The sequence below is a fragment of the Pseudomonas sp. WOUb67 genome (genome assembly GCF_050058005.1).
GTDB classification, from domain to species: domain Bacteria; phylum Pseudomonadota; class Gammaproteobacteria; order Pseudomonadales; family Pseudomonadaceae; genus Aquipseudomonas; species Aquipseudomonas putida_R.
Map to the genome: position 1 here is coordinate 657543 of NZ_CP170112.1, position 18560 is coordinate 676102.

Below are 18560 nucleotides of genomic sequence, written 5' to 3' on the forward strand. Positions count from 1 at the left end.
TTACCCGCGAAGAAGACCACGCAGCATTCAAAGTGGAACCCGCAAATGCACCAGCAAAACATCCTGTTCGACCTAGACGGCACCCTGACCGACCCACGCCTGGGCATCACCCGTTCGATCCAGTACGCCCTGGCCAAACTGGGCATCGACGAGCCGGACCTGGCCCGCCTCGAGCACTTCATCGGCCCACCCCTGCTGCAGGCCTTCATGCAGTTCTACAGCTTCGACGAAGCCAAGGCCTGGGAGGCGGTGAACTTCTATCGGGAGCGTTTCCGCGTCACCGGCCTGTACGAGAATTTGGTGTTCCAAGGTGTGCCGGAGTTGCTCGAAGCCCTGAACGGGCAGGGCCGCACGCTGTACATCGCCACCTCCAAGCCGTGGGAGTTCGCCCGGGAAATCGCCCGGCACTTCGCCTTCGACCACCACTTCAAGGTGATCTACGGCAGCGAACTGGACGGCACGCGCACCAACAAGGTCGAGCTGATCCGCCATTTGTTGGATGAAGAAGGGCTGGACCCGGCGCAGACGCTGATGATCGGGGACCGCAAGCATGACCTGATTGGCGCGCGCAGCAATGGCTTGCAGGCGGCGGCGGTGGGGTATGGGTTTGGTAGCCGGGAAGAGTTGATGGCCGAAGAACCTGCTTACCATTTCGCCTCGGTAGCCGAGTTGCATCAGGCTTTTTGCAAGGCTTGAGGGCCATGGGGGCTGCTTTGCAGCCCATCGCCGGCAAGCCAGCTCCCACAGGTACTGCATCAAATTCAAACCTTGTGCGATCACTGTGGGAGTTGGCTTGCCGACGATGGGCCGCGCAGCGGCCCCAAAATTTCAAAGGTTTACCATCAAATTCTGCAAAACCGCCTTCCTTTCAGCATTCGGCAACCCTCCCAACTGCTCGACCCGCTGGTAAAACCGAGCCCAATCCCCACCCACCTCACGAAACACCGCCGCAAACGCCGGCACCCACTGGTCATACAACCCAAACGGCAACAACTTGGCGTTATTCATCGGCCCATACACCCAGGCGTCATAGCGCTTGTCACCGCCCCACTGGCCATCACGCACCTGCCGGTACTCACGCCTCAACCGCTCAAACTCGGCCTGCTTGGCCAGCCGCTTGTGCGCATCGTCCAGCGGCCCGGCATAAATCGCCTGCAACCGCTCGCGGCTGGCCAGCACCAGCCGAATGAATTGGTCACGCTGTTGCCCCTGCGCCTCGCCAACTGCGGCAAGCCCACGGGACACGCGCCATTGCCGGGTGCCTTCCTGCTCGACGAAGGAGGCAAACGATTCGTTGAACTCGGTATCGTCCTGCACATAGAAGCGCTGGTGAGCCAGCTCATGGAAGATCAGCGTGGCCAAGCGCTCGTCGCCCCAACCGACCATTGACGACAAAATCGGGTCGTCGAACCAGCCCAAGGTCGAATAAGCCTCCACCCCACCCAGATACACATCCAGGCCGTCCTCGCGCATCAACGCCGCCGCCCCGCGTGCCGCACCTTGCTGGTAGTAACCGCGATAGGCCACGCACCCCGCGATCGGGAAACAGTGCGTCACCGGCTGCAATGACAACTCCGTCGTGGCGAACACATTCCACACCACATAAGGCCGGCCAATGTCGGCGTAAACCCGATAGCTGCGGTTATCCGGCAGTTTCAACTGCTGGCTGGCGAACACCCGTGCCTGTTCGGCGTGGGCCAGGCGCGAGCGTAATTGCGGTGACGTGGCCGGGTCGGCCACCACCTGCGCGACAGGCTGACGCGCACGCAGTAGCTGGATTTGGCCCTCGGCCAGCTGCCCATAGTAGGCAACGCTGCTGCAACCGTTCAGCAGGAGCGCCGCCAGCACGGGAACAAAACGGATGAAAACGCGGTCGAGTGCCCCAGGGCCTGAGCGCTGCATAAGAAAAAGTCGAAGCATCCGGGCTGTCTGACTCGCTCAAGGCCAATTCGCTCCAAGACTATCTCGCCAAGGGGGAGTTTCGCCATGCGTGCATTAATGGTCGCCGGTTCACTGTTGCTGATATCCGCCTGTTCCACGTTGCCAGCCCCGGACCCGAACCAGGCCTGGATCGACCTTACCCCCTACGACAACACCTCGCTGGACGCCGTGCAGGTCGATGAACGTGACTGGGCCGACAGCCGCTATTTCGAAGTGCAACCCGGCAGCCATGAGCTGACCGTGCGCTACCAGTTCCCGGTCACCCCCAGCAATATCGGCCCCGTCGACGAGCCGTTGTGGCGTGATTGCCAGGTCAAGCTGACCTTCAAGGACTTCGGCGCCGGCCAGCGCTATCAGCTGCACGCTGGCAGTATCGGCTTCCGCCCCTGGATCAAGCTGTACGACGATCGGCAGAAAATGGTCGGCCAAGGCTTGCCTGCAGGCTGCCAACGCACCTGAACCGTACAAACGGCGCTATGCTTGTAACGTGTAAATCGCAAGTGGGAGTTTTGCCATGCGCCAGCCCATGATGCTGATCGCCCTCAGTGCACTGGGGGCTTGCGCCAGCCCCTTGCCGCCCGTCGACCCCAAGCAGGCCTGGGTCGATCTCTACACCATGACCCCCGGCCGGGTGATCATGGCCGACCGCCTCGATGGCAAGCGCCTGGATGACGGCCGTTACTTCCAGCTAACGCCGGGCAAGCACGAACTGATGGTGCGTTTCGATTATGAAATCTACTCGGGCGGCATCATGTCCGAACCCAGGGACCGAACCTGCTACCTGACCGTGCGCTTTGACGACTTCAAAGCTGGTGAGCGTTATCGCCTGGAAGCACGGGCGCCGGTGATGGAGCCACAGGTGCTGCTGTATGACGCCAGCCGCAAGGTACTGGTGAACGAGCCTAGCGACGTGTTCTGCATTCCGTGAGCTGGGGCTGCTCTGCAGCCCATTCGCAGCACAAGGCTGCTCCTACAGGGAATTGCGTAACTCTGTAGGAGCAGCCTTGTGCTGCGAATGGGCCGCAAAGCGGCCCCAAAATCGCGAATCTACCGATCATTCTTCTGGTAAATGATCTTCTTGGTACCGCCATCGCAGGTCCCGACGACCATGTTCTGGTCCTTGACCTCACTGTTGGGCACGATCTCCAGGGTGTAGGACGGCACACCCTGCGCCTGGATCTTGGCCTCGATCTCGGCTTTGAGCTCCTCGCACGGCTTGACCGCCGCCAACGTGGACGTGGCGACCAGGGAAGCAAACACGGCGATTGCTACGCGAATCATGGAACGGCTCCTGAAAAGGCAGCGTGCTGCCGACGCTGTTTAGACTACAGCAAACCGCCTCCGTTGCGCCGCTTCAGCCCACCAGCGCCGCATCCAGGCTGATTTTTGCATTCAGCACCTTGGACACCGGGCACCCTTCCTTGGCCTTGTTGGCAATCTCCAGGAACTGCGCCTCGCTTGCCCCCGGTACCTTGGCCCGGAGCACCAGATGCACGGCCGTAATGGCAAAGCCGTCAGCCAGCTTGTCGAGGGTCACCTCGGCAGCAGTGTCGATACGGTCCGCAGTCAGCCCGGCTTCACCGAGCATCATCGACAACGCCATCGAGAAACAACCGGCATGCGCTGCGCCAATCAGCTCCTCCGGGTTGGTCCCGGGCGTGCCTTCAAAACGGGTGTTGAAGCCATAGGGGTTCTGCTTGAGCGCGCCGCTTTCGGTAGAAAGCAGTCCCTTGCCGTCCTTCAAGCCACCTTGCCAGATCGCCGATGCTGTCTTTTTCATAGTGCCTCCTGGTCATTCGGTTACGTGGTTATGGATTCAGAGGCCATCCGCTTACGGCAAGTTCAGACCAATCGCACAGCAAACATTGAATCCCCCGAATATGCCCATACAGAGTTACAAAGGCCTCTGGCCAACCACCTTTGCGGAGGCTCCAATGACGCAGCTGCGTGACCTGAAAATATCCACCCTCGACCTGGTGCCCGTACGCGCCGACGCAGGCCCGGCGCAGTCGCTGCGCAACTCGCTGGACCTGGCGCAACACGTCGAGCGTTTTGGCTACAACCGCTTCTGGGTGGCCGAGCACCACAACATGGACGGCATCGCCAGTTCGGCGACGTCGGTGCTGATCGGTTATCTGGCCGGGGGTACCTCGACCATTCGCGTGGGCTCTGGCGGGGTGATGCTGCCCAACCACGCGCCACTGGTGATCGCCGAGCAGTTCGGCACATTGGCCAGCCTGTACCCGGGGCGTATCGACCTGGGCCTGGGCCGTGCGCCGGGTTCGGAACAGATGACCGCCTACGCCCTGCGCCGCGACCGCGCTGGCGGCCCAGACGACTTCCCGGACGATGTCGAGGAACTGTCGCGTTACCTCGGCCCACGTACCGATGATCAGAAAGTGATCGCCGTGCCGGGGCACGACACTGACGTGCCGATGTGGCTGCTCGGTTCCAGCCTGTTCAGCGCTCAGCTGGCGGGGATGCGCGGCATGCCCTATGCCTTCGCCTCGCACTTTGCGCCGCGCTACATGCACGAGGCGATCCGTGTTTACCGCAATCATTTCAAACCCTCGACCACGCTGGACAAGCCGTATGTGATGCTGGGCATCCCCATGGTGGTGGCAGAAACCGACGAAAAGGCCGAATACCTGGCGACCTCGGTGTACCAGCGCATCCTGGCGCTGATTCGCGGCCAGAGCCTGATGCAGAAGCCGCCGGTAGAAAGCATGGATGGGCTGTGGTTGCCCCATGAGCGGGATACGGTGGGCAGCTTCCTGGGCCTGGCGATGATCGGCAGCCCGCAGAAGGTAAGGGCCAAGGTGGAGGTGCTGCTGGAGCAGACCGGGGCGGACGAGCTGATCTTTACCTGTGACCTGTACGAGCATGCGGACCGGATCCGGTCCTATGAGCTGTTGGCACAGGCCCTCAAGCCCGAGTGACCTTCTTCGCGGGCTCGCCCGCTCCCACAGGACTGCACAGTTGCTTGAACCTGTAGATTACCTGTGGGAGCGGGCAAGCCCGCGAAAAAGCCAACGCATCAACCGCGGCGATACACAATCTCTTTGGTACCCGCCTCGCAACTACCAATGACTTTGCCGGCCGGCTCGCCCTTGTTGACGATTTCCAGCTTGTAGCCAGAAACCCCTTTGGCATCGAGCTTGGCGGCAATCTCCGCCTTCAGCTCTTCGCACGGCTTGCCCGCCGCCAGCGCACCACCGGCCAATGTCATCAGGCCCAGCGCCAGAATCAGTTTGTTCATCACTCGCTTTCCTTGTGCAGATGAAATCAGAAGGGCGCCCGCCAAGGCGCCCCCTTTCTAAATACCCCATCACGCCCGGATCATCCAGCCCGGCACTGTTTCAGCTGTTGGCGATACGGAAGCCCACCTTCAGCGTGACCTGGAAGTGCGCCGCCTTGTTGTCGCGGATGTGCCCACGGGTATCGATCACTTCAAACCATTCCAGGTGCTTGATGCTCTTGCCGGCTTCGGCCAGGGCATTGTTGATCGCGTCCTCGATACTGGTAGGCGAAGACCCCACCAGCTCGATCTTCTTGTACGTGTGATGGTCAGTCATGGTCACGCTCCTTGGATAACGGTGATTTTTTAGCCTAGCAGCCAGCCTAGCAGCGTAGGCCTGGTTTACCTGCGAGCCGTCAGCAAAGGTGAAAGTTCGATCGCACTTTCGCGCAGGCCCAGGGTCGCAACCTTTAACAGCCCATACTGCAAAGGAGAGTCAACATGCACCGCAACTCGCTGCGTAAAACATCCCTGGAAAGCATGGAAGCGGAGATCGAAAGCCTTCTGAAAAGCCTGGAAAACCTCAAGCATGACGCGTCGGAAGAGTCCCAGAAGTCGGTGAAGGCAATCCGCAGCAACGCCGAAAGCGCGCTGAAACATTCGCGTAGCCTGCTCAGCGATGCTTACGAGGAAGTGAAGACCCGCACCCGCCAGACCGGTATTGCCACCCGTGATTACGCACAGGAGCACCCGGTTACAACCGCGGGCGTGGCGCTTGGCGCCCTCGGCCTGCTGGCGGCCTATCTGTTGACCCGTCGCAACTAACCCGCCAGGCGTTCCAATTCGCGGCGCAGCCACTGCGCCAACTGCTCGGCGCGCCCATCTGCGGCGCGCCGCGGCACCCACAACGCCAGCGCTGCACGGGTAGGGGAAAAGCCCCACGGCGCGCTTAGGCGCCCGGCCCGCAGGTCATCCGCCACCAGTGGCTGCGGCGCAATGGCCACGCCAAGCCCTGCAACCGCAGCCTCCAGCAAGTAATACAAATGCTCGAACGCCTGGCCGTAGTGCAACCTGGCCGGGTCCAGCCCCTGCTGTTGGCCCCAGGCCGGCCATGCTTGCGGGCGTGACGTGGTATGCAGCAGCGCCTCCTCCAGCAGGGCGCTGGCAGGCGCGGCGCGCAAGCGCTCGAAGCCGGCAAAGTGCGGGCTGAGCACCGGGCCGATACGCTCCTCGGCCAGCACATGCACCTGCATATCCGCAGGCCATGGCGGCTCGGCGTACACCAGCAATGCATCAAGCCCCGGGCGACGCGGGTCGAGGTCACCTTCACCTGCCGACAAGTGCAGTCGCAATTCGGGCAAATCCGCCTTCAGGCGCCCGAGCCTCGGAATGAACCAGCGCGCCAGCAGGCTGCCCGAACAGCCCAGCACAAACGGCGCCTCGCTGACATCGCGGCTTAGCTCGGCACACACGCTGCGCAGCCGGTCGAAGGCCTCGCCACTGGCATCACGCAGGCGTATGCCTGCATCTGTGAGTTTGATGCCACGTCCGTCCTTGACGAACAGGGCCACGCCAAGGTGCTCCTCCAGTACCTTGATCTGCCGGCTGACAGCGCCATGGGTAACATGCAGCGCTTCAGCCGCCTGGCTGACGCTGTTAAGCCTGGCGGTAGCCTCGAAAGCGCGCAGGGCATTCAGGGGAGGGAGGTCGTGGGCCATGGTACCTGTGAGTTTTTCTGACAAGTTTGCGCAATCTTATCGGTTTTCAGCCGGGCTTGCCGTGGTTAGAGTAAAGCCCATCACTCATTCATTACGCCCTGGAGCGCCCCATGACCCAGTCCCAATACCGCCCCGGCCCCGACGCCAATGGCCTGTTCGGCTCGTTCGGCGGCCGCTACGTGGCCGAAACCCTGATGCCACTGGTGCTGGACCTGGCCCGCGAATACGAAGCGGCCAAGGCAGACCCCAAGTTCCTCGAAGAGCTGGCCTACTTTCAGCGCGACTACATCGGCCGCCCCAACCCGCTGTACTTCGCCGAGCGCCTGACCGAGCACTGTGGCGGCGCGAAGATCTTCTTCAAGCGTGAAGAGCTCAACCACACCGGCGCGCACAAGGTGAACAACTGCATCGGCCAGGTGCTGCTGGCCAAGCGCATGGGCAAGAAGCGCCTGATCGCCGAAACCGGCGCCGGCATGCACGGCGTGGCCACCGCCACCGTGGCTGCCCGCTTCGGCCTGCCGTGCGTGATCTACATGGGCGCTACCGACATCGAGCGCCAGCAGGCCAACGTGTTCCGCATGAAGTTGCTGGGCGCCGAAATCGTCCCGGTTACCGCCGGTACCGGCACCCTGAAAGACGCCATGAACGAAGCCCTGCGCGACTGGGTCACCAACGTCGAAGACACCTTCTACCTGATCGGCACCGTCGCTGGCCCGCACCCGTACCCGGCCATGGTCCGCGACTTCCAGTCGATCATCGGCAAAGAAACCCGCGCCCAGCTGCAAGAGAAGGAAGGCCGCCTGCCAGACAGCCTGGTTGCCTGCGTCGGTGGTGGCTCCAACGCCATGGGCCTGTTCCATGAGTTCCTCGAAGAGCCGAGCGTGCAGATCATCGGCGTCGAAGCCGGTGGCCACGGCGTGCACACCGATAAGCACGCGGCCAGCCTGAACGGCGGCGTACCCGGCGTGCTGCACGGCAACCGCACCTACCTGCTGCAAGATGCAGACGGCCAGATCACCGACGCCCACTCGATTTCCGCAGGCCTCGACTACCCGGGCATCGGCCCGGAGCACGCCTACCTGCACGAAGTGAAGCGCGTCGAGTACGTCAGCATTACCGATGACGAAGCGCTGGATGCGTTCCACGCCACCTGCCGCCTGGAAGGCATCATCCCGGCCCTGGAAAGCTCCCACGCCCTGGCCGAAGCGATCAAGCGCGCACCGAAGCTGCCCAAGGACCACCTGATGGTCGTGTGCCTGTCGGGCCGCGGCGACAAAGACATGCAAACCGTCATGAACCACATGGCCGCCCAGGAGAAACAGGCATGAGCCGTCTTGAACAACGCTTCGCCGAACTGAAGGCCGAAGGCCGTTCGGCACTGGTCACCTTCGTCACCGCAGGCGACCCGGGCTACGACGCCTCGCTGCAGATCCTCAAGGGCCTGCCGGCCGCCGGTGCCGACGTGATCGAACTGGGCATGCCGTTCACCGACCCCATGGCCGATGGCGTAGCCATCCAGCTGGCCACCCTGCGCGCCCTGGAAGCTGGCCAGACCCTGGCCAAGACCCTGCAGATGGTTCGCGAATTCCGTGTGGATAACCAGACCACGCCAATCGTGCTGATGGGCTACTACAACCCGATCCACCGCTTTGGCGTGGACGCGTTCGTGGCTGAGGCAAAAGCAGCGGGCGTCGATGGCCTGATCATCGTCGACCTGCCGCCAGAGCACGACGCCGAACTGGCCACCCCGGCCCAGGCTGCAGGCATCGACTTCATCCGCCTGACCACCCCGACCACCGACGATGCGCGCCTGCCGCGCGTGCTGGAGCGCAGCTCCGGATTTGTCTACTACGTGTCGGTGGCCGGTGTGACCGGTGCCGGCTCGGCGACCACCGAGCACGTGACCGAAGCCATTGCCCGCCTGCGCCGGCATACCGACTTGCCGATCAGCGTTGGTTTCGGCATTCGTACCCCGGAGCAGGCTGCGAACATTGCCCGCCTGGCGGATGGTGTAGTGGTGGGCTCGGCGCTGGTCGACAAGATTGCCCAGGCCAAGAGTGCCGACCAGGCGGTGAATGATGTACTCAGCCTGTGCTCGGCACTGGCTGAAGGGGTGCGCGGCGCCCGTCGCTAAACCGCGTCGCCTGCTTCGCGGGTAAACCCGCTCCCACAAGGAATGCGCCGCTCTCAAGGTCTGTGCAGTACCTGTGGGAGCGGGTTCACCCGCGAAGAGGCCAGCACAGGCATACAAATCTACCCCCCGAAAATCGACAGGTCCAAGGGCCGCAAAGCCCCCATCCAGATCGCATGGTCCCGGTGGTCCGCCAGTTCATCCCCGGTCAGCGGGTGCATGAACACCACCAACCCCTTCCGATACAGCGCCAACCAAGGCAACACCACCCCGACAAATTCCGGCTCGAACGCCAGCTGGCAGCTCCAGTCCGGGTGCGGCCCAACCGGTTTCTGGTGCATGCGCCCCATGGTCACGGGAAACAGCCGCGTCGCTTCCTCGCACAGTTCCCGGGCCTGCTCCATGGTGGCTGCGTCGTAATAAACGTGGGCGTGGTAACCCTTGATCCTCTGCACGATAACTCCTGATTGCGGTCCAACCATCACCACCTGCAAAGGGAGTGATGCAGTGAAAAACGCCGAAACCCCAGTGTTCAAACTGGTTTTGTTCGGGCCTGAAAGCAGCCTGGGCAATGCCCTGATGGCGGAGCTGCTGGCGCGCCAGCACGAAGTCACCGCCGTGGTCGATGACCTGAACCGCCACACCGCGCGCCCGGGCCTGCACTTCAAGATAGGCGGGCTGGGGGATGCCGACCAGGCAGAACAAGGCGCGGCAGGCGGCTCGGCAGTGATCGCCCTGCTATCGGCGCTGGCGCCAGGTGACTTGCCGGGGCAAGCACGCCTGAGCGAGGCGCTGGTGGCGGGGCTTCAGCGTACGACTATACGCCGGCTGTTGCTGGTGGGCGATTTCGCTGTGCTGGATGAGCCGGGCAAATACAGCGAGGCAGAGCGCGAATGCGCGGACCAGGTGGTTGACAGGTTGCAGCGCGGTGCGTTGCGCTGGACCTTGATCAATACGCCGCAGGCGTTGCCTGATGAGGGGTGGGCACGCGTGGCGGCGGGGATGGTGGATATGCTGGAGCTGGACCTGCACCGGGGCGAGCATCTGAACTTCGTGGTCTAGATCGCCGGGGCCGCTGCGCAGCCTGTGGGAGCGGGTTCACCCGCGAAGAATGCAACGCGGTATATGGCACCGGCTTCGCCGGTGTTCGCGGGTGAACCCGCTCCCACAGAGGCCCCTCCGGCCTGGCAGCCGACGACATTCCTGTAGGAGCGGCCTTGTGTCGCGATGGGCCGCAAAGCGGCCCCAAAATCTCAAAGGCTGCGCTCATGCTCCAGCCAACCGACAAACCGCTCGATCAGCGCCCCACGCCGCTTGCGCGGTGGCAGAACCGCATAATACCCACGCTCCGAACGCAAACTCCCCTGCAAAGGCCGGCACAGCAACCCTTGCTCCACCAACCCATCCACCAGGTGCCCCCAACCAATCGCCACCCCTTGCCCGGCAATCGCTGCCTGAATCAGCAGCGTGTAGTTATCAAACCGCAACTGCCCAGCAGGCGGCGGGCTGGCCACGCCAAATCCGCGAAACACCCCCGCCCAGTCAAACCAGCGGCTGGCCTGCTCGCCCTTCAAATGCAGCAAGGGCAATCGTTGCAAAGCCACGGCTGACAAGGGTTTGCCGCCAGTCAGCCGAGGGCTGCACACCGGGAACACTTCCTCATCGAACAGCCAGCGGCTTTCACCCTGGTGAAAACGCCCATCGCCAAACAGCACCGCCACATCGATGTCCGGGCGCAACATGCCCTGGCTGCGCTCACCGGTCACCAGGCTCACATCCACCTGTGGATAAGCCTCGTGAAAGCGTTGCAGCCTTGGCATCAGCCAGAACGCCGCAAAAGCAAAGTCGGTGGCCACCTGCAGTACTTCGCGCTGGCCGCGCCCGCTGGCCTGGGCAATGCCGTCATCCATGGCTTGCAACCCCTGGTGCACCTGTTCGAACAACAGCTGGCCGGCCTCGGTGAGCTCGATGCCCCTGTAAATGCGGTCGAACAGGCGCGTGCCCAGCTGGGCCTCCAGACGTTTCACCTGTTGGCTCACTGCCGGCTGCGTGGTGCCCAGCTCCAGCGCCGCCGCGGTAAAACCACGCAGGCGCGCTGCAGCTTCGAACACACGCAAGGTCTCCAGCGACAGCTCGGCAAGGTGCTCAAACATAAGCTCAGCTAATCCCAGTCATTGCCCGCCATGGGCTTTACCCATGTTATCCACAGTCGCATCTTGGTAGGCAAGCGGATCGCATAACCCTCAACGATGGAAGCCACCATGACGCGCCCGAATATCCTGTTCATCATGGCCGACCAGATGGCCGCACCCTTGCTGCCGATCTACGCCCCTTCGCCCATCCAGATGCCGCACCTGAGCCGCCTGGCCGAGCAGGCGGTGGTATTCGACTCGGCCTACTGCAACAGCCCGCTGTGCGCGCCATCACGCTTCACCCTGGTCAGCGGCCAACTGCCCAGCCGCATCGGCGCCTACGACAATGCCGCCGATTTCCCCGCCGATGTACCGACCTATGCCCACTACCTGCGCCGCCTGGGCTACCGCACCGCGCTGTCCGGCAAGATGCACTTCTGCGGCCCGGACCAGCTGCACGGCTACGAAGAGCGCCTGACCAGCGACATCTACCCAGCCGACTATGGCTGGGCGGTGAACTGGGACGAACCGGATGTGCGCCCGAGCTGGTACCACAACATGTCTTCGGTACTGCAAGCCGGCCCCTGCGTGCGCACCAACCAGCTGGATTTTGACGAAGAAGTCGTGTTCAAGGCGCGCCAGTACCTGTACGACCATGTGCGCGAAAACGATGGCCGGCCGTTCTGCCTGACCGTGTCCATGACCCACCCGCACGATCCCTACACCATTCCCAAACGCTACTGGGATCGCTACGAGGGTGTGGATATCCCCATGCCCCGTGCCGAATTCAGCCAGGCAGAACTGGACCCGCACTCGCAGCGCCTGCTGAAGGTCTACGACCTGTGGAACAAGCCGCTGCCTGTGGACAAGATCCGCGACGCCCGCCGTGCGTACTTCGGCGCCTGCAGCTACATCGACGACAACATCGGCCAGCTGCTGCAAACCCTGGAAGAGTGCAACCTGGCCGACGACACCCTGATCGTGTTCTCCGGCGACCACGGCGACATGCTGGGCGAGCGTGGCCTCTGGTACAAAATGCACTGGTTCGAGATGTCGGCGCGGGTACCGCTGCTGGTCCACGCGCCCAAGCGCTTCGCAGCAGGCCGGGTAAGCGCCTCGGTATCGACCTGTGACCTGCTGCCGACCTTGGTCGAACTGGCTGGCGGGGCTGTGGATAAAGGCCTGCACCTGGACGGCCGCTCGCTGCTCGGCCACCTGCAAGGGCAGGGCGGCCACGACGAAGTGATCGGCGAATACATGGCCGAAGGCACCGTCGGCCCGCTGATGATGATCCGCCGCGGGCCTTACAAGTTCGTGTACAGCGAAGACGACCCATGTCTACTCTATGACCTGAGCCGCGACCCGCACGAGCGGGAGAACCTCACCGGCAGCCCGGACCATCAGGCGCTGCTGCAGGCATTTGTCGATGAAGCACAACAACGTTGGGATATCCCCAGCCTGCGTCAGCAGGTACTGGCCAGCCAGCGGCGCCGACGCCTGGTGGCCGAGGCGCTGGCCATCGGCACGCTGAAAAGCTGGGACCACCAACCGCTGGTGGACGCCAGCCAACAGTACATGCGCAACCACATCGATCTCGACGACCTCGAGCGCAAGGCACGTTATCCACAGCCCGCCCCCCTGGATTGAGAAGAGAGGCCGCCATGCACAAGTTCTCCGCCGCAGTGTTCGCCCTGGCCCTGGGCACCGCCACGGCCCACGCCGCCGACAGCGCCGCGCAATGCAGTACCGTAAAAATGGCCGACCCCGGCTGGAGCGATATCGCTTCGACCAATGCCGTGGCCCGTCTGTTACTGGAAAGCCTGGGCTACAAGGTGAAGATCGACAGCCTGGCCGTGCCGATCATCTATGGCGGCCTGAAGGATGGCCGCGTCGATGCCTTCCTCGGCAACTGGATGCCGGCGCATCAAGGCTTTCATGACAAGTTCATTGCCAACGGCGATGTGCAGCAACTGTCACGTAACCTGGAAGGAACCGAGTTCACCCTGGCGGTGCCCGACTATGTGTGGAGTGCCGGGGTGAAGGATTTTGCCGACCTGCAGAAGCACGCCGACCAGTTCGACAAGAAGCTGTACGGTATCGGCTCCGGCGCCCCGGCCAACCTGTCGCTGAAGGAAATCATCGACAAGAATGAATTCAACCTTGGCCAGTGGAAGCTGGTGGAGTCCAGCGAGCAGGCGATGCTGGCCCAGGTCGACCGGGCGGTGAAAAAGCAGCAGTTCATCACCTTCCTTGGCTGGACCCCGCACCCGATGAACGTGAAGCTGAAAATGCATTACCTGACTGGCGGGGAAAAGTGGTTCGGCAGCAAGGGCGAGGTGTACACGCTGACCCGCAAGGGTTATCCACAAGCCTGCCCGAATGCGGCAAAGCTGTTGGGTAACCTGAAATTTACCCTGGACATGGAAAACGCCATCATGGCCGAGGTTGTGGATAAGAAGATCAGCTTCGATGACGCGGCCAAGGCTTGGGTGAAAACGTACCCCGAGGTGCTGGACGGGTGGTTGGCCGGGGTGACTACCAAGGCCGATGGCAATGCCCTGGAGGCCGTCAAAGCCAAACTGTAATCTCAGACACGACGCGCACCCTGTGGGAGCGGGTTCACCCGCGAATGCTGCTTTGAATGTTACGACGCATTCGCGGGTAAACCCGCTCCCACAGGGGGACAGTGGACCTTCGGAAATGTGAATATTCCATGCATCGCATCATCCACCTGCTGCCCTTCCTCACCTGGCTCCCCCGCCAATCGGGCCGCAGCCTGCGCCAGGACCTGCTGGTCGGCCTGAGCGGTGCCATCCTCGCCCTGCCACAATCCATCGCCTACGCCCTGATCGCCGGCCTGCCCGCCGAATACGGCCTGTACGCCGCCATCGTGCCGGTGCTGATCGCCTGCCTGTGGGGTTCGTCCTGGCACCTGATCTGCGGCCCGACCGCGGCCATTTCCATCGTGCTGTACGCCAGCATCAGCCCGTTGGCCGTGGCCGGCAGCGCCGATTACATCACTCTGGTGCTGCTGCTGACCTTCCTCGGCGGTATCTTCCAGCTGCTGCTGGGGCTTTTGCGCTTTGGCGCGCTGGTCAATTTCGTCTCGCATTCCGTGGTGCTCGGCTTCACCCTGGGCGCCGCCATCGTCATTGCCCTGGGCCAATTACCCAACCTGCTGGGCATGGACCTGCCCAGCCAGGCCACGGCGCTGAAGACCGTGCAGGACCTGGCCAACCATGCCGGCGAGGTCGACCTGCCTTCATTAATGCTGGGCCTGGCGACCGTGGTGATCGGTGTGGCCTTCAAACTCTGGCGCCCACGCTGGCCGAGCCTGTTGATAAGCCTGCTGCTGGTCAGCCTGCTGGCATGGCTGCTGCCGGGTTACTTTGGCCATGTGCCGCGGGTGACGGCGTTCACCGGGCAGCTCCCGCCCTTCAGCCCGCTGCCATTGCTGGACGTGGAACTCATGCTGCGCCTGCTGCCCAGCGCCGTGGCGGTGGGCATGCTCGGGCTGGTCACCAGTCTGTCGATAGCCCGCTCGTTGTCGGCACGTTCGGAGCAACTGATCGACCCTGACCAGGAAATACGCGCACAGGGCCTGTCGAACATCGCCGGTGCGTTTTTCTCCGGTTACTTGTCTGCCGGTTCCTTCACCCGCTCGGGCCTGAGTTATGAGGCAGGTGCCCGCTCGCCCATGGCCGGGGTGTTCTCGGCGCTGTGGGTGGCGTTGTTTGCCGTTACCGGTGCCGGCCTGATCGCGCACCTGCCGATACCGGCCATGGCCGGCAGCATCCTGCTGATCTGCTGGGGGTTGGTGGACCATCGTGGGATTCGCGCGCTGTTCAGGGTCAGCCGCTCGGAGTTTCTGGTGATGGCGCTGACGGCGGCGGCGACGTTGTTGCTGGAGCTGCAGACGGCCATCTATGCCGGGGTGCTGGCGTCGCTGTTCTTCTATTTGAAGCGCACTTCACGGCCACGGGTGCAGCAAAGCCGTGAAGGGGACGCGGATGTGTTGCGGGTGGGCGGGTCGATTTTCTTTGGTGCGGCGCATTACCTGCAGGTGCGCTTGCAGCGCTGCCAGGGGCCGCATGTGGTGATCGATGCCCGGCAGGTGAATTTTATCGACTACTCGGGTGTGGATATGTTGCACCGCGAGGCGCGGCGGTTGCAGCGGTTGGGCGGGAGTTTGACCTTGCACCGGGCCAGGCCGCAGGTGATCGAGGAATTGCAGAAGCTCGAAGGGGTGGCGTTGTGCCCGATCCGCTTTGAAGAGTGATTGGGGCCGCGTTGCGACCCTTCGCGGGCGCGCCCGCTCCCACAGGAATATCACAAATCTCGAAACCAGCGCCGAACCTGTGGGAGCTGGCTTGCCTGCGATGGGCCGCAAAGCGGCCCCGACATTTTCAGCCCCGAGCCAGTTGCCGGCGCAGTTCAGCCAACACCGGCGCTGTATCCGGCCGAATGCCACGCCAGATAAAGAAGGCTTCAGCCGCCTGCTCAGCCAGCATCCCCAACCCATCCAGCACCTTGGCCGCGCCAAGGTTGGTAGCCCACTGGCAAAACGGCGTAGGCTCCTTGCCATACATCATGTCGTAGCAAACCGTGCGCCCCGCCTCGACCAGGCTGTCGGCAATCGGCGGCATTTCCCCTGCCAGGCTCGCCGAGGTGGCGTTGATGATCACATCCACCGGCTCCTGCAACCAGGCAAACCCGCTGGCCACCACCGGCCCCAGCTCATCGAACTCACGCGCCAGCTGCTCGGCCTTTTCCACCGTCCGGTTGGCAATCACCAACGATTGCGGCTTGTGCGCCAATATCGGCTCCAGCACGCCACGCACGGCGCCACCAGCCCCGAGGATGAGAATGCGCTTGCCGGCAAGCTCGACCCCGGCATTTACCGTCAGGTCACGCACCAGGCCAGCGCCGTCGGTGTTGTCGCCCAGCAGGGTGCCGTCAGCCAGCTTGCTCAGCGTATTCACCGCGCCAGCGCGCTGGGCACGCGGGGTGAGGCTGTCGCACAGGCGGTAGGCTTCTTCCTTGAACGGCACGGTGACGTTGCCGCCGCTGCCCTGCTTGAAGAAGCCGCGCGCGCAATCACTGAACTCGTCCACCGGTGCCAACAGGGTGGCGTATTCCAGGTCCTGCCCGGTCTGCTCGGCAAACAGGCGGTGGATCAGCGGCGACTTGCTGTGGCCGATGGGGTTACCAAAAACGACGTACTGGTCCATGACGGCTCCTTGTTTATCCACAGGGTTACTGGCCGAGCCAGTCGCGGTCCTGAAGGAAGTACTCGGTCAGGCGCGCTTCTTCGCTGCCCGGCGCGGCCTTCCAGTCGTAGCCCCAGCGTACCTGAGGCGGCAGCGACATGAGGATGGACTCGGTGCGGCCACCGGACTGCAGGCCGAACAGGGTGCCACGGTCATAGACCAGGTTGAACTCCACGTAGCGGCCGCGGCGGTATTCCTGGAACTCGCGCTGCTGCGGGGTGTAGGGCGTGTCCTTGCGGCGCTGGACGATCGGCAGGTAGGCGTTGACGAAAGCATCGCCGATGGCGCGGATGAAGGCGAAGCAGGTGTCGAAGTCCCACTCGTTCAGGTCATCGAAGAACAGGCCGCCGATGCCCCGTGGCTCGCCACGGTGCTTGAGGTGGAAGTAGCGGTCGCACCAGGCCTTGTAGCGTGGGTACACGTCGGCGCCGAATGGGGCACAGGCCTGCTCGGCCACGCGGTGCCAGTGGACGCAGTCTTCTTCATTGCCATAGTAGGGGGTCAGGTCGAAGCCGCCGCCGAACCACCATACGGCCTCTTCACCTTCCTTTTCGGCAATGAAGAAACGCACGTTGGCGTGGGAAGTGGGCACATGCGGGTTGTGCGGGTGGATCACCAGCGACACACCCAGGGCCTCGAAGCCACGGCCCGCCAGTTCAGGGCGATGGGCGCTGGCCGAGGGTGGCAGGCCGGCACCAAACACATGGGAGAAGTTGACCCCGCCTTTCTCGATCACCTTGCCGTCGCCGATCACCCGCGTGCGGCCCCCGCCACCGGCTTCGCGCACCCAGGCATCCTCGACGAAGCGGGCGCCGCCGTCTTCTGTTTCGAGGGCAGAGCAGATGCGGTCTTGCAGGTCGAGCAGGTAGGCTTTCACGGCCTCGGTGCGGCTAGTCATCGGGTCACCAGAAACGGGCAGGGAAGAATTCGCCGCGTAGCATACCACCGCCAGCCCGCGCGCCGCAGTTGACGGCGATCAAGCAAAGGCGTCCGATAGAAGGCCTTTTCCCGATCCCGACGACAGGAGTGCGAGATGGCCAAGCGTATCCAGTTCAGCCAGCATGGCGGCCCGGAAGTGCTGCAGTTTGTGGAATTCGAACCCACCCCTCCGGGGCCACAGCAGGTGCGTGTGCGCAACCATGCCATCGGCCTGAACTTCATCGACACGTACTTTCGCAGCGGGCTGTATGCACCGCCGTCCCTGCCTTCTGGCCTGGGTACCGAGGCGGCCGGTGTGGTCGAGGCAGTAGGCGAGGGCGTGACCCGGCTGAAAGTGGGTGACCGCGTGGCCCATGCCGGCGGCCCGCTGGGCGCGTACAGCGAGGTGCATACCTTGCCGGAGGCCAACCTGGTCAAGCTGCCCGACAACATCAGTTTCGAGCAGGCGGCAGCGGTAATGCTCAAGGGTTTGACCGTGCAATACCTGTTGAAGCAGACCTATGAGGTCAAACCGGGCGACGTGATCCTGTTCCACGCGGCAGCGGGTGGCGTGGGTTCGTTGGCGTGCCAGTGGGCCAAAGCCTTGGGCGCCAAGCTGATTGGCACCGTGAGTTCTGCCGAGAAGGCCGAACGGGCCAAGGCGCTGGGGGCATGGGAAACCATCGACTACAGCCATGAAGATGTGGCCAAGCGGGTACTGGAGCTGACCGACGGCAAGAAATGCCCGGTGGTGTATGACGGCGTGGGCGCCGATACCTGGCTGACCTCGCTGGACTGCCTGCAGCCACGCGGGCTGATGGTGAGCTTCGGCAATGCCTCGGGCGCGGTAAGCGGGGTGAACCTGGGAATTCTGGCGCAGAAGGGCTCGCTATATGTGACCCGGCCGACCTTGGCCACCTATGCCAACAATGCCGAAAACACCCAGGCCATGGCCGATGACCTGTTTGCGATGATTGGCAGTGGCAAGCTGGTTGTGGATATCCATCAGCGGTATCCACTGAGCGAGGCCGCCAAGGCACAGGCTGAGCTGTCGGCGCGCAGGACTGTGGGGTCGACTGTACTGATCCCCTGAGCCAGACACATTCCCTATGGGAGCGGGCATGCCCGCGAAGCAGCCACCGCGGTGCATGGCACCGGCTTAGCCGGTGTTCGCGGGTGAACCCGCTCCCACAGGTATTGCGAAACACTGAG

The 18560-nt window shown here is 63.1% G+C and carries 22 protein-coding genes; 12 read left to right on the forward strand and 10 right to left on the reverse strand.

Features of this window, described 5'->3' with window-relative positions:
• Positions 1–45: 45 nt before the first annotated feature.
• Positions 46–696: an HAD family hydrolase gene (locus ABOC32_RS02895; RefSeq protein ID WP_426810081.1), complete on the forward strand. Its 651-nt coding sequence runs from the start codon at positions 46–48 to the stop codon at positions 694–696.
• Positions 697–828: 132 nt separating this feature from the next.
• Here ABOC32_RS02895 and ABOC32_RS02900 read toward each other — a convergent pair whose 3' ends face one another.
• Positions 829–1902: an aminopeptidase gene (locus tag ABOC32_RS02900; protein WP_426810082.1), complete on the reverse strand. Its 1074-nt coding sequence runs from the start codon at positions 1900–1902 to the stop codon at positions 829–831.
• A gap of 84 nt (positions 1903–1986) precedes the next feature.
• Here ABOC32_RS02900 and ABOC32_RS02905 point away from each other — a divergent pair, with 84 nt between their 5' ends.
• On the forward strand, positions 1987–2400 hold the full coding sequence (locus ABOC32_RS02905) for a hypothetical protein (protein ID WP_426810083.1): 414 nt from the start codon (positions 1987–1989) through the stop codon (positions 2398–2400).
• 55 nt (positions 2401–2455) lie between these two features.
• Positions 2456–2869 carry a hypothetical protein gene (locus ABOC32_RS02910; RefSeq protein ID WP_426810084.1) on the forward strand — a complete coding sequence of 138 codons (414 nt, stop codon included), beginning with the start codon at positions 2456–2458 and terminating at the stop codon, positions 2867–2869.
• A 119-nt stretch (positions 2870–2988) separates the two neighbouring features.
• On the opposite strand, the gene ABOC32_RS02915 is transcribed toward ABOC32_RS02910, so the two are convergent.
• Together ABOC32_RS02915 and ABOC32_RS02920 are read right to left on the reverse strand one after the other, a co-directional pair.
• A complete protein-coding gene (locus ABOC32_RS02915) occupies positions 2989–3222 on the reverse strand; it encodes a DUF1161 domain-containing protein (RefSeq protein ID WP_426810085.1) in 234 nt (77 codons plus the stop codon).
• Positions 3223–3295: 73 nt separating this feature from the next.
• A complete protein-coding gene (locus ABOC32_RS02920) occupies positions 3296–3721 on the reverse strand; it encodes an OsmC family protein (protein ID WP_426810086.1) in 426 nt (141 codons plus the stop codon).
• A gap of 154 nt (positions 3722–3875) precedes the next feature.
• On the opposite strand from ABOC32_RS02920, the gene ABOC32_RS02925 reads away from it, so the two are divergent.
• A complete protein-coding gene (locus ABOC32_RS02925; protein ID WP_426810087.1) occupies positions 3876–4880 on the forward strand; it encodes an LLM class flavin-dependent oxidoreductase in 1005 nt (334 codons plus the stop codon).
• A 98-nt stretch (positions 4881–4978) separates the two neighbouring features.
• On the opposite strand, the gene ABOC32_RS02930 is transcribed toward ABOC32_RS02925, so the two are convergent.
• Together ABOC32_RS02930 and ABOC32_RS02935 are read right to left on the reverse strand one after the other, a co-directional pair.
• Positions 4979–5200: a DUF1161 domain-containing protein gene (locus ABOC32_RS02930; protein ID WP_426810088.1), complete on the reverse strand. Its 222-nt coding sequence runs from the start codon at positions 5198–5200 to the stop codon at positions 4979–4981.
• Positions 5201–5300: 100 nt separating this feature from the next.
• Positions 5301–5516 carry a dodecin gene (locus ABOC32_RS02935; RefSeq protein WP_086976505.1) on the reverse strand — a complete coding sequence of 72 codons (216 nt, stop codon included), beginning with the start codon at positions 5514–5516 and terminating at the stop codon, positions 5301–5303.
• 164 nt (positions 5517–5680) lie between these two features.
• Here ABOC32_RS02935 and ABOC32_RS02940 point away from each other — a divergent pair, with 164 nt between their 5' ends.
• The gene (locus ABOC32_RS02940; RefSeq protein ID WP_016497386.1) at positions 5681–6004 is read left to right on the forward strand and encodes a DUF883 family protein; all 324 of its coding nucleotides are present in this window, start codon (positions 5681–5683) and stop codon (positions 6002–6004) included.
• On the opposite strand, the gene ABOC32_RS02945 is transcribed toward ABOC32_RS02940, so the two are convergent.
• Positions 6001–6897: a LysR family transcriptional regulator gene (locus ABOC32_RS02945; RefSeq protein ID WP_426810089.1), complete on the reverse strand. Its 897-nt coding sequence runs from the start codon at positions 6895–6897 to the stop codon at positions 6001–6003. The genes ABOC32_RS02940 and ABOC32_RS02945 overlap by 4 nt on opposite strands.
• A gap of 110 nt (positions 6898–7007) precedes the next feature.
• Between ABOC32_RS02945 and trpB the strand changes: the two genes are divergently transcribed.
• Both trpB and trpA read left to right on the forward strand, forming a co-directional pair.
• Positions 7008–8225 (forward strand): tryptophan synthase subunit beta, encoded by a 1218-nt coding sequence (trpB, locus tag ABOC32_RS02950; protein ID WP_012269890.1) that lies wholly within the window; start codon positions 7008–7010, stop codon positions 8223–8225.
• Positions 8222–9031: a tryptophan synthase subunit alpha gene (gene trpA / locus ABOC32_RS02955; protein WP_426810090.1), complete on the forward strand. Its 810-nt coding sequence runs from the start codon at positions 8222–8224 to the stop codon at positions 9029–9031. The genes trpB and trpA overlap by 4 nt, the downstream gene beginning before the upstream one ends.
• Positions 9032–9150: 119 nt before the next feature.
• On the opposite strand, the gene ABOC32_RS02960 is transcribed toward trpA, so the two are convergent.
• Positions 9151–9483, reverse strand: a complete 333-nt coding sequence (locus tag ABOC32_RS02960; protein WP_234226143.1) for a DOPA 4,5-dioxygenase family protein — start codon at positions 9481–9483, stop codon at positions 9151–9153.
• Positions 9484–9535: 52 nt separating this feature from the next.
• Between ABOC32_RS02960 and ABOC32_RS02965 the strand changes: the two genes are divergently transcribed.
• Positions 9536–10090, forward strand: coding sequence for an NAD(P)H-binding protein (locus tag ABOC32_RS02965; protein WP_426810091.1), 555 nt, complete (start codon positions 9536–9538; stop codon positions 10088–10090).
• A 191-nt stretch (positions 10091–10281) separates the two neighbouring features.
• On the opposite strand, the gene ABOC32_RS02970 is transcribed toward ABOC32_RS02965, so the two are convergent.
• Positions 10282–11181, reverse strand: coding sequence for a choline sulfate utilization transcriptional regulator (locus ABOC32_RS02970; protein WP_426810092.1), 900 nt, complete (start codon positions 11179–11181; stop codon positions 10282–10284).
• Between the two features lie 108 nt (positions 11182–11289).
• On the opposite strand from ABOC32_RS02970, the gene betC reads away from it, so the two are divergent.
• The 3 genes from betC (at position 11290) to ABOC32_RS02985 (ending at position 15439) form a co-directional block, all read left to right on the forward strand.
• Positions 11290–12807, forward strand: coding sequence for a choline-sulfatase (betC, locus tag ABOC32_RS02975; RefSeq protein ID WP_426810093.1), 1518 nt, complete (start codon positions 11290–11292; stop codon positions 12805–12807).
• A 14-nt stretch (positions 12808–12821) separates the two neighbouring features.
• Positions 12822–13745 carry a choline ABC transporter substrate-binding protein gene (gene choX / locus ABOC32_RS02980; protein WP_426810094.1) on the forward strand — a complete coding sequence of 308 codons (924 nt, stop codon included), beginning with the start codon at positions 12822–12824 and terminating at the stop codon, positions 13743–13745.
• Positions 13746–13873: 128 nt separating this feature from the next.
• Positions 13874–15439 (forward strand): SulP family inorganic anion transporter, encoded by a 1566-nt coding sequence (locus tag ABOC32_RS02985; protein WP_426810095.1) that lies wholly within the window; start codon positions 13874–13876, stop codon positions 15437–15439.
• A 127-nt stretch (positions 15440–15566) separates the two neighbouring features.
• Here ABOC32_RS02985 and aroE read toward each other — a convergent pair whose 3' ends face one another.
• Positions 15567–16391, reverse strand: coding sequence for a shikimate dehydrogenase (gene aroE / locus ABOC32_RS02990; protein WP_426810096.1), 825 nt, complete (start codon positions 16389–16391; stop codon positions 15567–15569).
• Positions 16392–16416: 25 nt separating this feature from the next.
• Positions 16417–17328, reverse strand: a complete 912-nt coding sequence (gene hemF / locus ABOC32_RS02995) for an oxygen-dependent coproporphyrinogen oxidase (protein WP_043198585.1) — start codon at positions 17326–17328, stop codon at positions 16417–16419.
• A gap of 135 nt (positions 17329–17463) precedes the next feature.
• Between hemF and ABOC32_RS03000 the strand changes: the two genes are divergently transcribed.
• Complete coding sequence (locus ABOC32_RS03000) at positions 17464–18441, forward strand: NADPH:quinone reductase (RefSeq protein ID WP_426810097.1); 978 nt, start codon at positions 17464–17466, stop codon at positions 18439–18441.
• Positions 18442–18560 lie beyond the last annotated feature (119 nt).

What these genes read in the sequence shown, in the direction of transcription:
- ABOC32_RS02895 (WP_426810081.1), top strand. Translation starts at nt 46, where the DNA reads ATGCACCAGCAAAACATCCTGTTCGACCTAGACGGCACCCTGACCGAC.
- ABOC32_RS02900 (WP_426810082.1), bottom strand. Translation starts at nt 1,902, where the DNA reads ATGCAGCGCTCAGGCCCTGGGGCACTCGACCGCGTTTTCATCCGTTTT.
- ABOC32_RS02905 (WP_426810083.1), top strand. Translation starts at nt 1,987, where the DNA reads ATGCGTGCATTAATGGTCGCCGGTTCACTGTTGCTGATATCCGCCTGT.
- ABOC32_RS02910 (WP_426810084.1), top strand. Translation starts at nt 2,456, where the DNA reads ATGCGCCAGCCCATGATGCTGATCGCCCTCAGTGCACTGGGGGCTTGC.
- ABOC32_RS02915 (WP_426810085.1), bottom strand. Translation starts at nt 3,222, where the DNA reads ATGATTCGCGTAGCAATCGCCGTGTTTGCTTCCCTGGTCGCCACGTCC.
- ABOC32_RS02920 (WP_426810086.1), bottom strand. Translation starts at nt 3,721, where the DNA reads ATGAAAAAGACAGCATCGGCGATCTGGCAAGGTGGCTTGAAGGACGGC.
- ABOC32_RS02925 (WP_426810087.1), top strand. Translation starts at nt 3,876, where the DNA reads ATGACGCAGCTGCGTGACCTGAAAATATCCACCCTCGACCTGGTGCCC.
- ABOC32_RS02930 (WP_426810088.1), bottom strand. Translation starts at nt 5,200, where the DNA reads ATGAACAAACTGATTCTGGCGCTGGGCCTGATGACATTGGCCGGTGGT.
- ABOC32_RS02935 (WP_086976505.1), bottom strand. Translation starts at nt 5,516, where the DNA reads ATGACTGACCATCACACGTACAAGAAGATCGAGCTGGTGGGGTCTTCG.
- ABOC32_RS02940 (WP_016497386.1), top strand. Translation starts at nt 5,681, where the DNA reads ATGCACCGCAACTCGCTGCGTAAAACATCCCTGGAAAGCATGGAAGCG.
- ABOC32_RS02945 (WP_426810089.1), bottom strand. Translation starts at nt 6,897, where the DNA reads ATGGCCCACGACCTCCCTCCCCTGAATGCCCTGCGCGCTTTCGAGGCT.
- trpB (WP_012269890.1), top strand. Translation starts at nt 7,008, where the DNA reads ATGACCCAGTCCCAATACCGCCCCGGCCCCGACGCCAATGGCCTGTTC.
- trpA (WP_426810090.1), top strand. Translation starts at nt 8,222, where the DNA reads ATGAGCCGTCTTGAACAACGCTTCGCCGAACTGAAGGCCGAAGGCCGT.
- ABOC32_RS02970 (WP_426810092.1), bottom strand. Translation starts at nt 11,181, where the DNA reads ATGTTTGAGCACCTTGCCGAGCTGTCGCTGGAGACCTTGCGTGTGTTC.
- betC (WP_426810093.1), top strand. Translation starts at nt 11,290, where the DNA reads ATGACGCGCCCGAATATCCTGTTCATCATGGCCGACCAGATGGCCGCA.
- choX (WP_426810094.1), top strand. Translation starts at nt 12,822, where the DNA reads ATGCACAAGTTCTCCGCCGCAGTGTTCGCCCTGGCCCTGGGCACCGCC.
- ABOC32_RS02985 (WP_426810095.1), top strand. Translation starts at nt 13,874, where the DNA reads ATGCATCGCATCATCCACCTGCTGCCCTTCCTCACCTGGCTCCCCCGC.
- aroE (WP_426810096.1), bottom strand. Translation starts at nt 16,391, where the DNA reads ATGGACCAGTACGTCGTTTTTGGTAACCCCATCGGCCACAGCAAGTCG.
- hemF (WP_043198585.1), bottom strand. Translation starts at nt 17,328, where the DNA reads ATGACTAGCCGCACCGAGGCCGTGAAAGCCTACCTGCTCGACCTGCAA.
- ABOC32_RS03000 (WP_426810097.1), top strand. Translation starts at nt 17,464, where the DNA reads ATGGCCAAGCGTATCCAGTTCAGCCAGCATGGCGGCCCGGAAGTGCTG.